Source organism: Dyadobacter pollutisoli (assembly GCF_026625565.1).
Lineage (GTDB): Bacteria > Bacteroidota > Bacteroidia > Cytophagales > Spirosomataceae > Dyadobacter > Dyadobacter pollutisoli.
In genome coordinates this window covers 2,663,583-2,675,696 of the sequence record NZ_CP112998.1, presented here as the reverse complement: position 1 = coordinate 2,675,696, position 12,114 = coordinate 2,663,583, and the positions used below count along the sequence as shown (strand labels likewise).

Genomic DNA, 12,114 nt, shown 5'->3' with positions numbered 1-12,114 from the left:
GAAGCATGAATATAAATTTCACTTTTTCAGATACCATTGCAGGGTATATCACGGGATATAATGCACAGGAACGCTGGTTTACGCTGGAAACCTCGGACAAAAGGCCTTTCAAGGTTAACCTGATCGCTTCTACATACGCCCGCAGCGTACAAAATTTGACCGAAGGATGGCAAGATCCGGGGGATATCACTGCTTTTTTGGCTACCAACGGTCAGTACGTTTTTGCTTACGGAACGTTTTATCCGAACGCAGGTGGCGACGAGGCGGCATTTGAAGCACAGCAACTGATATTCCCAGGCAAGGAACCCAAAGTTTACCGTCACGAAGAGCAAAACTGGTGGATCACACAGATTAGCTCCATTGCGTCCAGCTACCTGAAATGGCAGTTTGACTATCCGAAAGAGGAAATTAATTATAAAAATTACCGTACCATGCTCCATTTGGGAGGAGCGAAAAAGGGCGATTATTTGCAGGAAACAGATACAATTTCCCGGATGGTGTACGGTTTTGCATCAGCCTACCTGCTGACTGGAAAGGATGAATTCCTGGAAGGCGCCGAGCTGGGAACGGAATATCTCCGCGACCACTTGCGTTTCTTTGATCAGGACGATGACCTGGTGTACTGGTACCACGGACTAAAAGTGGAAGGCCAGAAAGAGACTAAGCTCCTTACTTCCGAATTTGGCGATGACCTGGACTCGCTTCCTATGTACGAGCAGATCTACGCACTGGCGGGACCTACGCAAACGTACCGCATTACGGGTGACAAACGCATTCGTGAGGACATTGACAAAACCATTGATCTTTTTGAAAAATACTTCAAAGACCCTAATGGAATAGGCTACTACTCTCACTTGCACCCGATTACGCTGGATGCGCACGAAGAGTCACTGGCGCACAACAAGGCACGTAAAAACTGGAACTCAGTGGGTGACCATGCACCGGCTTACCTGATCAACCTGTACCTGGCGAGCGGTGAGAAAAAACATGCCGACTTCCTGGAATATACATTTGATACCATTACCAAATACTTCCCTGATTACGAGAACAGCCCGTTTGTTCAGGAGAAATTTTTCGAGGATTGGAGCAAAGACCAAACCTGGGGATGGCAGCAAAACCGTGCGGTAGTAGGCCACAACCTGAAAATCGCATGGAACCTGATCCGTCAGCAGTCATTGACGCCGAAAGATGAATACCTCGAATTTGCCAAGAAAATAGCTGAACTGATGCCCGCAGCAGGTTCCGATCAGCAGCGCGGCGGCTGGTACGACGTGGTAGAACGCGTGACCAAAACCGGTGGCAAACATCAGTTTGTATGGCACGACCGCAAGGCATGGTGGCAGCAGGAGCAGGCGATTCTTGCTTACCTGATCATGTACGGTGTGTTGGGCGACAAAGAATACGAAAAACAAGCACGTGAAGCAGCTGCATTCTACAATGCATTCTTCCTTGATAATGATGATGGTGGTGTGTATTTCAACGTGTTTGGCAATGGTATGCCTTACCTGCTGGGTACCGAGCGCTACAAGGGAAGTCACTCCATGAGCGCCTACCATAGTACTGAATTGTGCTATCTGTCAGCGGTTTATATTAACCTGTTGATCACCAAGCAACCAACCTATTTCTACTTCAAGCCTTATCCGAACAGCTGGACCGACAATATCCTGCGTGTATCACCGGATATCCTGCCTGCCGGTAGCATTTACATTAGCGAGGTGTTTATCAATGATCAGCCTTATACCGACTTCGATGCATACGGGTTAACTGTGAAGCTTCCAGAAGCAGAAGAAAGCATTCGTGTGAAAGTACAGATCAGCCCGGCAAAATAGGGCAAGTGGCTTTCGGCAATCGGCGGTCGGCTTTCGGTGATGATATTTTATGTTGTAAAAAAACAATAAAATAACGATAGCCAAAGGCCGACAGCCAATTGCCTACAATTAAATCGCAAGGAACTATGAAAGTAACAATTACAGACCACGAGGATATTTCGGTTGTCGAGGTATCCGGGGACATTGACAGCAAAACAGCTCCCGAATTTGAAAAAAATGCCAGACTGGCGACGGACAAAAGCCAAAAGATCGCTATTGATCTGACGGCCGTTGGGTTCATGTCCAGTGCCGGGCTGCGTGTGTTGCTGATGGTTTACCGGAACATCAAGGGGCAAAACGGGAAGGTAGTACTGGTGGGGGTTTCGGAAGATATCCAGGATGTCATGTCCACGACCGGGTTTATCAACTTTTTTACCATTGTTGATAAACTGGATGAAGCACTCGTCATTCTAAAACAGGACTAGCCCATGGCAACAGACATCAGGATAGATTATTACCCCACGCACGAGCAGCAGGGGATCAAGTTCAGGCGGGGACACGTGCTGCCATTTGGCGCGACGATGGTTCCGAATGGTATCAATTTCAGTATTTATTCCAGCGAGGCGATCGATTGTACATTGGTACTGTTCGAACGTGGCGAAGCACAGCCATTTGCGGAGATCCGTTTTCCGGAAGAGTTCCGGACGGGCAATGTGTATTCCATGATCGTTTTCGATCTGGATTACGAGCGCCTGGAATACGGGTACCGGATGGATGGCCCATTCAAACCGGAAGAAGGACACCGGTTCGACAAAAGCATTATTCTGAGCGATCCTTATGCCAAAGCAATCGGCGGAAGGGATTCGTGGCTGGCCACACCGAACTGGGACAACATTTATCCATACCGTTCCAGGCTGGTATTCGAGGATTTTGACTGGGAAACCGACCATCCGCTGGAAACACCGATTGAAGATCTGGTGATCTACGAAATGCACGTAAGAGGATTCACACAGCATCCTTCATCCAAAGTTAAAAACCCGGGTACCTTCGCCGCTATCAGAAGCAAGATCGCTTACCTGAAAGAGCTGGGTATCAATTGCGTGGAGCTCATGCCGATTTATGAGTTTGACGAATGGGAAAACAGCAAGGAAAACCCGGTGACCGGCGGACTGATCGTCAATTTCTGGGGATACAGCACTGTCAATTTCTTCTCTCCAAAAGCAGGTTATGCTGCCACAGGAAAGTTTGGAATGCAGGTTGACGAGCTGAAAACGCTGGTGAAGGAGCTGCACAAGAATGGTATCGAAGTGATGCTGGATGTGGTGTTTAACCATACGGCCGAGGGCGACCATCGCGGCCATACCATTTCTTTCCGCGGTATTGATAACAAAACTTATTACATGCTGACGCCTGAGGGTTATTATTTCAATTTCTCAGGAACCGGAAATACATTGAACTGTAACAATCCGGTGGTACGTAATATGGTACTCGACTGCCTGCGTTACTGGGCGGCTGACTACCATATTGACGGCTTCCGTTTTGACCTCGCTGCCATTCTCGGTCGTGACCAGAACGGTGCCCCGCTCAGCAATCCGCCACTTTTGGAATCACTGGCCTATGATCCTATCCTTGCCAAATGCAAGCTGGTAGCCGAGGCCTGGGATGCGGGAGGATTGTACCAGGTAGGCTCATTTCCGGCTTATGGCCGTTGGGCCGAATGGAACGGAAAGTACCGCGACTCGATCCGTAAGTTCCTGAAAGGCGATGAAGGATTGATCGGGGAACTTGCCCAATGTATTCAGGGATGGCCGGACTTGTACCACTATCGCGGACCGACTGCAAGTATCAATTTCATTTCCTGTCATGACGGTTTTACCCTCTATGACCTTTTTGCTTACAATGAGAAACACAACGAAGCGAACGGAGAAAATAATAATGACGGCGGTAATGATAATCATTCATGGAATTGTGGGGTGGAAGGTGAAACAGATGATGCGTTCATTAATCAACTCCGTCACAAGCAGATAAAGAATGCGCTGTCGATCCTGATGGTGAGCCAGGGCGTACCGATGATCCTGTCGGGCGATGAAGTGGGCGTTACCAAATCCGGTAACAACAATACCTATTGCCACGATAACGAGCTGAACTGGATGGATTGGGGGCTTCTCGAAAAGAATGCTGACATCTATTATTTCGCTCAGCGCATCACCAGGTTCCGCCGTGCGCACCCTGTTCTCAGAAGCCGGACGCATTTTCAGCACCGGGATTATGTTGGCAGCGGGTATCCGGACATCAGTTTCCACGGCACGCAAGCCTGGCACGCCGACTTCTCAGCATCAAGCCGTTGCCTGGCATTTATGCTCGACGGCGCCCATGCAAAAAGCGGTACCATTGAAGACGATTCGGTATATGTAGCGATGAACTCCTACTGGGATGCATTGTACTACGAGTTACCGATACTCCCCAATGGAAGAAGCTGGTACCTGGCAGTAAACACCGACATGCCGACGGGTCAAGATATCTACGATATCGGAAAAGAACCGAAACTGGACGATCAGGGCAGGTTCCTGGTTGGCGGCAGGGCGACGGTGATATTGATTGGGAAGTAGCCCTTCGGCTCCGCTCAGGACGACAACCTAGCTAGTTGTCAGGAGCGAATCGGGCGGCCGGGCGGTCGAAGGGCTACTCAAGCTTTTGTCCATCTAACTCTGCCTGCCAGCGCCCTACCCTTGTCCGCCTGAGCGGAGACGAAGGCACTGGCACGAACTCCCCCAACCACCCGGCTCCCGCTCAGCTTGACAGCTGGGCCGAAAGAATACATTAAATATTTTGTAAAACTCTAAACGTATTAAATCAAATGGCATTTCAAATAGAGTCTGTAGTCGAAAACCAAATTGCCAAATTGACGCTTCATGGCGAGCTGGATTCCCTTTCTGCGAGGGTGTTTCAAACTGAAATTGAAAAAATTGCCAATCAATCTATTGATTCATTGGTACTTGATATGGAGAACCTTAACTTTATGTCATCCGCAGGACTGAGAGTGCTTATTTATTCCAAGCAAAAAATAGGGCCAAAATTATCCATTTACATTGTGAAGCCACAGGAGCTGATCGTTGACACCCTGGTTAAAACAGGTCTGCAGCACAGCGTAACTATCGTAGATCAATATCCCGTTTAACATGAACCATGATGGAAACGAAAAGTTTTCCCGGGGTTGTTGACTCTCTGGATCCCCTGCGGGATTACATTGGTGAACTTGCTCAAAAGGCTGGACTGGTCAAAAAGGCCACGTACAGCCTCACGCTGGCCATTGATGAAATTGCTACCAACATCATTTTATACGGTTATCAGAGGGCGGGGATCGAAGCGGATTTCAATGTATTGAGTGAGATCACTGAACATGAGCTCATCATTATCCTGGAAGATCAGGGAGCTGCTTTTGACCCGTTGGCGAGAGAAATGCCCGATTCAGAATACCTGTCAATGCCTTTGGAAGACAGGGATATTGGCGGGCTGGGTATTTTTCTGACCGTCAACGGTGTCGATGACTTTTCCTATGAATATGCCGATGGCAAAAACCGTAACAAGTTTATCATGAAAATCGCCGGGACCTGAGTTATATGGTCGATAAATCTACACTAGCTAATCCTTTTCCGGGCCTGAGAAGTTATGAGTATGAAGATCATGCACTGTTCTTCGGAAGGGATTCGCATATTCGTGCGCTAAAAAACAAACTTCTGGAAAGTCGCTTTCTGGCACTGATCGGTTCGTCGGGAAGTGGAAAGTCGTCGCTGATCAAAGCCGGCCTGATACCTTCGCTCGAAGTATCGGCAGGGCATGATGATTGGAGCGTTGTTCTTTTCAAACCGGGAGCATATCCGGTGAAAAATTTGCTAACAGCGTTAAAAACCAGGCTTAGGAAGGATAAAGGCATATCAGCCGGTGTAGACCTGATGAGTTCCGAATGGTCTGAGGATACGATTATGAATACAGTGAAGGAGCTTATTTCTGCTTTCGGCAGGAGTAAGCTCTTACTTGTTATAGATCAGTTTGAAGAGATATTTCGCTATGATCTGGATGGCGGAGCTCAAAAGGAAGCAAGAAGCGAAGCCTCAATTTTTATCCAGATCATATTAAACCACATTAACCAACCGGGAGAACAATCGTACGCTGCCATTACCATGCGTTCGGATTATCTGGACCATTGTACTGAATTCAAGGGCCTTACCGAGGCGATCAACCGAGGATATTACCTGTTGCCAAAAATGACAATGGAGGAAGTGCGGGAGGTGATCACCAAACCCGTAGAGGTATCAGGAGCAAAGATTTCTACTGATCTGGTGGATACGCTGCTGGATGAAATCACTGCCAATCCCGATTCGCTTCCTATTCTTCAGCACGCCCTGCTGCGTACCTGGGGCAAATGGGCGGAGATACCGGCGAACCCGGAAATGATCACGCTAGCCGAATATGAGGCTATTGGTACCATGAAAAACTCCATTAACATTCATGCCGAGGAGCTTTTTATTCAAAATCTGGACGACAGAAGGAAGATAGCGGCAGAAAAATTATTCAAGACATTAATCGTATCCGGTGCCAGCGACACGCCGGTGTTGCATCCGATCACACTGGCGGAAATTGTAAAAATTACCGGCATTCCCGACTACCAGCTACTGGATGTTATTCAGGTTTTCAGGGCAAGGGGTGTTTCGTTTCTGAGTCCGAATTCCAATATCCGCCTGAACAATGATTCGGTGATAGATGTGACGGTTGAAAAAATCCTGGTACTGTGGACACGGCTCAGCCGCTGGATCAAGGAAGAACTTGACTCGGCGAAGTTGTACAAACAGCTCAGCGCTACTGCACAGGTCTATCAGGATGGACGGGCCGGCCTTTGGGTGAACCCGGAGTTACAGCTCGGATTGAAATGGCAAAAGGACAACCAGCCAACCAAAGAATGGGCGAAGAGATACGATCCGTATTTTGAAAGAGCAATCAACTTTCTTGATTACAGCCGAAAACAACATGAATTTGATCTGCAAAGCCAGGAGGAAAAGCAACAGAAAGCTTTAAGACAAAGTCGTTATTTCGCGATTTTAGGTGTGGGTATCGGTATGGTCGCGACCGTTGCCGTATTGTATCTGACATTACTTCAGGCGGAAACCCGACAGGCGCTGAGAGAGTCCGATACGAAGGAACAGGCGGCGCAAACTGAGCGTAAACGCGCCGAGGAGCAGTCGAAAGAAGCAACGGTACAAAGCAAGATCGCAGAACAGCAGCAGGAAATTGCCGAGCAACAGCGATTGCTAACCGATGAACAAAGACGAATTGCAGTACAACAAAAGGCCATAGCAGAGAAGAAAACGGATGAGGCGATCCTGGCCAAACAGTCGGCTAACCTGAGTGCGGAAATCGCCGGGAAGGCATTGCTGGAAACACAGGAACAAAAGGAAATTGTCGAAAACGAGAAAAAGGAAGTGCTTCGGCAGAAAGTGAAAGTGGATACGCTGATCGTGGTAGCTAACAAGCAGCGCGAAAAAGCCGACGCTGCAACCGAAAAGGAAAAGAAACTCAGGCTGTTGGCAGTGGCCCGATCCATTGCTATTCAGTCGTATCAAATGCCTGATAGCAAGGATGATATATCAGCTTTGCTCGCCATTCAGGCTTATAAGTTTAATGATAAGGATTCTCCGGACATCTTTAACGCATTGTCGAAAGTAGCAGACTCTAAAACAGTTATGAGGGGGCACAGCGACGTGGTTCGCGCGGTGACGATCAATGCGGCACACACCAAGCTGGCTTCCGGCAGTGATGATGGTACATTGAAGATCTGGAACCTCAATGACCTGACGCTACGTCCGGAAAGTTACGGGCTTCCGAAAGGCATACGGCAGGACCTGCGCTCGGTTTTATTCAGTCAGGACGATAAGAGTGTGATTGCCGGCAGTGATATGGGTTATATTTTTAAATGGAAAGATGAAACGGGCAATGCATCACCGGACGTGATCCGTGCTCACAAAACCTCCATTCATTCACTACTCAACATTAAAAATATATTGATTTCGGTCAGTTCGGACGGGGCTATCCGTACCTGGAAAATGACGGACCGTTCACTGGATTCGGTACAACATATCAAAGCGGCCTTCCCGATTTTATGCGCCAAAGTTAGTCCTGATAACAAGGTACTCATGTGCGGTTCGACGAACGGAAAGGTATTGTCTTTCGATCTTGATAACCTGAAAAAGGCCCCAACGGTTTACACTTTTCTTCAATTTGGCACTCAGGTTTCGTCGCTGGCATTCAGTCCGGATGGTGCGAAACTTATCACAAGCAATAATTACGGCTCGCTGCACGCGTGGACATTAGCCGACAATGCATTGACGGGAGCAGTTAATACAGTTACCGGACGACATACTTCACCCGTAAACAGCATTATTTTCTCACCCAACGGGAAGCTGATGGCAACGTGCAGTTACGACGGCTCTGTTCACATTTGGAATTATAAAGACATTCTGTTGCAACAGCAGCCCATTGTCATCCGCGATTACGATAACTGGGTAATGGGGCTGTGCTTTACGGCCGACAGCAACCGACTCATTTCCTGCGGTGCCGACAAGTCCGTCAGGATTTGGGACATTAATACGGACCAGCTTTATGCCAAGATTTTTAAAACAGTAAAAAGGAATTTCACAACCGATGAATGGAATACCTATATCGGTAAAGACATTGATTATCAGAAGATTTTGCCAACAGAATAACCAGAACAGCCGGGTATGAAACGAGTTATTTACATGCTGTCAGTCTTGATGTTGCTGCTTGCCATTCTGGTAACGGGCGAGGTGCGCGCGCAGGAAAATTGCGGAGAGTTCAAGATCACGGAGGCGCAGCGGAGATATACCAATGGTAATTTTCAGGATGTTTTTGCATTGCTGAACCCTTGTCTGGAAAATGGATTTACTACCAATGAGAAAGCAGTTGCATACAAACTGATTGCACAGAGCTACCTGGCGGTCGATTCGCTGGAAGGAGCTACAATTTCGATACGCCAAATGTTGCTGGCAAACCCTTCTTATGAGCCGGACGGCGACCTGTCCGTATCGACGAAATTCGCAAGGATAGTCAATTTCCTCAAAAATGCTACGGACCGTGTCATTCAGGTAAGTTCGGTTTCCAAAAAATTGGAAGACATTAACAAAGCGCCGGCTACCGTCATGGTGCTGACTGCCGAAGATATTGTTCAAAGAGGCTACATTGACATGGAAGCACTTTTCAATGATCTGCCGGGCTTCGATGTTTCACGTACTTATGGTTCGACGTATTCCAATATTTATCAGCGGGGCTACCGGTCGAGCAATACGGACAGGACGCTTTTCATGATCAATGGCATTGAGGAGAATGACTTCTGGGGAAATTTTGTGTACTGGAACCGCCAGTTCCCGATTACCAATGTCAGCAGGATTGAGATCGTATATGGGCCAGCGTCGACCATGTATGGGGCTAATGCATTCCTGGGCGTAGTGAACGTAATCACGAAGCAACCTACCGACGTGATCAGGAACAATAAGAATTTTGGTATGAAGGCCGACCTTGGATACGGCAGCTACAAGACCCGCTATGCTGATGTGACGACCGGCGCGAAATTCAAGAACATAGTGTTTTCATTGACCGGCAGGGCTTATTTTTCAAGAGAACACGACCTGTCGAAGTACGAAGAGTATAATTTCAATCCGGATTATTACGACAAGGTCAACTACAAAAAGATCCTGAGTGTGACGTCAAATGCCGCCACTTTTGTAAAAGTTAACAAGATTGGCGACGACAATGCATACTACAGTCTCACGAAAGTGAATGGTGAAGTAACCGCCGCGAACCTGACTGACCAGGGCGAGACCGTTGCAAGAAATATGGATAAGGCTGCATTGAAAGGCAATCTCAATGGCAACCCGATCGGCTATTCCAATTTGCTGGAACATTATTATATCAAAGGCAGCCTGAAAGTGAGCGACTTTACGCTCGGTTTTCAGAACTGGCAGAATATTCAGGGTTCGCTCAATTATTCCAACGATAACTCGCGCGCGGGCTCTTCCAATGGCAATATCTGGGAGCCGCGGCAGTCGCTTTACTATGTTGTTTATGAAAAAGAGATCATTCCGGATAAGCTGGCGATCATTAACACGGCTCAGTACCGCACCACGCAAATCAATGATCAATCTCGCATTGTGACAGTCCGTAATTACTCCAACAAAGGATTGACGCCGACCAATTTGCTAAACAACAAGCAGCCTTTCTGGCGGACACAGTTTTATTATCAGCAGTCACAACAATACCGTGATGAGCTCAAAATCCTGTACACGCCATCGCCCAGGCTGGACATTGTGGGCGGTATTGAAATCCGTAACAGCCTTATTCAGGGTGATTACAAGAAATATACGATCGATTCCACACTGGTTGCCGATTACTATATAAGCGCCACAGAGCGAGGAAAAAGTGATTTTGACACTGTCTCGGGTGGTAACCTCTTCGAGCATCGCAACATCGGTGCCTATGCGCAAGGTACGTTCGAGGCGAGCAAAGCGTTACGCATTACGCTGGGTGGCAGGTTTGACCATAATCGTATCAGAAAAACCGGTGGATATGGTAACCAGTTTAACCCAAGAATGGCGGTCGTGTATGCGCCTGGCAGGTTTGTGGTGAAAGCGATTTACGCTCAGGCATTTCAGGACGCGTCGAGCCGTGACCGTTACTCTACTTCCGCTCCCACGAGGCTGATTGCGAATCCGGGTCTTCGTCCTGAGCAGGTGAACAATTTTGAAGTATCGTTCAATTTTGCGCCAATGAAAGGGGCTCGGCTGGACGTGAGCGCGTATTATGCGATTTATAAAGACATTATCGAAGAGATCACAGTACCTTATAAGAATGGCGTCACATTGCAAAAAAACAACACGGGCAAGTCTTATGTGACAGGTGTACAGGCTGTTTTTGATTATAAAATCTCTAAAAACTTTAACCTTTTCAGCAATTATACATTCACGGATGCTAAGAAGGATTCCATAGCTGGAACAGTAGTGACAGACGTGGTGACGAACAAAAAACTGATCGTGGGAGATATTGCCAAGCATCATTTTAATGTAGGCGTGAATGGTGTTTTCTTGAAAAGCGAAAAGCTGAATATCAATCTCAGGTTCAACTATGTGAGTGGCCGCAGAGTGGGTCGGGGTACTTCGGTTCCGCTCAATCCGCAACCTAATGGCTTGTTTCCGGCTTATAAAATTTTCAATACCGCCATCACTTACACCATCAGCAATGCGATTCAGGTGCAGGCAATCGTCAATAATATTCTCAACGAAAAATATTCAGATCCGGGGATCAGAAGTGCCAATGGTATCGACCAGGCGTACCGGACTCCCCAAAAAGGCACCAATGCCATGTTACGCGTACTCCTAAATTTTTGAAAAAATGACAAACCCTGCTACTATCATGAAGAATTCTTACGACGACAGAGTGATCCGGTACGAAACGGTCACCAATTTCAGTGACGACATGTTCGATGAACTTGTCAGGCTCATTAACCCAAGAGACGGGCAGGCCATTCTCGACTGCGGCGCAGGCTATGCGCCAGTGACTCAGGCAATTATCAGCAGGCATCCGTCGCTGGATGTGGACTATTGTATTCTGGAATACAGTGAGATACAGTTGCAGCGGGCGAGGAAAGAGGTAACGCAGTTGCTGCAATTACTTGGAGAAACGAAATGCGTCGCCTACCAGCAAAACAGCGCTGCCGCCATGGAATACGATGATAATTCGTTCGATACGGTGGTTACCAAAATGGTTTTGCACGAGTTGCCGGCGGAAGATCAGGTAAAAATGATCAGCGAGATTTACAGAATATTGAAGCCCGGCGGCAAATTCATTCTCTGGCAAACCATTCTGGATGATAGCACTGTGGAGTTTTACCGAAACATGTTCAGAAAAAAAGACAGTCTTGCCGGTTATGAATCTCTGGTTGAAAACAGGAATTTCATCACCCAGGACGCATTCTATTTTCTGCTCAGCGAGGCGCGTTTTCACGAGTATGAACTCGCCAGGTCATTTACCTATAACTTCAACAGCAAGTACCGGCTCTACTCCGAGTTGCAGGGCGACTGGAACAAGCTGCGCATGTTGAATGAGTATTTGGTAAGCCTCGTCATTGACGAAGGAGCGGGTTTTTCCGAAAAAACGAAATTTACTTTTGAAGACGATAATGTAAGTCTCTTTTTCAAACAAGGCGTGTACCTGGCCAAAAAGCCATTGACAAACGAATAAT

The 12,114-nt window shown here is 47.5% G+C and carries 8 protein-coding genes; all 8 read left to right on the top strand.

Translation table 11 applies throughout. The annotated features are described in order from the left end of the window. The first annotated feature begins 5 nt into the window (after positions 1 to 5). Entirely contained in the window at positions 6 to 1,829 is a 1,824-nt protein-coding gene (locus tag ON006_RS10985; RefSeq protein ID WP_244819827.1) for an AGE family epimerase/isomerase, read from the top strand. A 125-nt stretch (positions 1,830 to 1,954) separates the two neighbouring features. Next, the gene (locus ON006_RS10980; protein ID WP_244819826.1) at positions 1,955 to 2,293 is read left to right on the top strand and encodes an STAS domain-containing protein; all 339 of its coding nucleotides are present in this window, start codon (positions 1,955 to 1,957) and stop codon (positions 2,291 to 2,293) included. 3 nt (positions 2,294 to 2,296) lie between these two features. Next, positions 2,297 to 4,417, top strand: a complete 2,121-nt coding sequence (gene glgX, locus ON006_RS10975) for a glycogen debranching protein GlgX (protein WP_244819825.1) — start codon at positions 2,297 to 2,299, stop codon at positions 4,415 to 4,417. A 248-nt stretch (positions 4,418 to 4,665) separates the two neighbouring features. Further along, on the top strand, positions 4,666 to 4,986 hold the full coding sequence (locus ON006_RS10970; protein ID WP_244819824.1) for an anti-sigma factor antagonist: 321 nt from the start codon (positions 4,666 to 4,668) through the stop codon (positions 4,984 to 4,986). Between the two features lie 8 nt (positions 4,987 to 4,994). Next, complete coding sequence (locus tag ON006_RS10965) at positions 4,995 to 5,423, top strand: ATP-binding protein (RefSeq protein ID WP_244819823.1); 429 nt, start codon at positions 4,995 to 4,997, stop codon at positions 5,421 to 5,423. Between the two features lie 5 nt (positions 5,424 to 5,428). Continuing rightward, entirely contained in the window at positions 5,429 to 8,566 is a 3,138-nt protein-coding gene (locus ON006_RS10960) for an nSTAND1 domain-containing NTPase (protein WP_244819822.1), read from the top strand. Between the two features lie 15 nt (positions 8,567 to 8,581). Further along, complete coding sequence (locus tag ON006_RS10955; protein ID WP_244819821.1) at positions 8,582 to 11,260, top strand: TonB-dependent receptor plug domain-containing protein; 2,679 nt, start codon at positions 8,582 to 8,584, stop codon at positions 11,258 to 11,260. 25 nt (positions 11,261 to 11,285) lie between these two features. Next, positions 11,286 to 12,113, top strand: coding sequence for a class I SAM-dependent methyltransferase (locus tag ON006_RS10950; RefSeq protein ID WP_244819820.1), 828 nt, complete (start codon positions 11,286 to 11,288; stop codon positions 12,111 to 12,113). The last annotated feature ends 1 nt before the right edge of the window (position 12,114 follow it).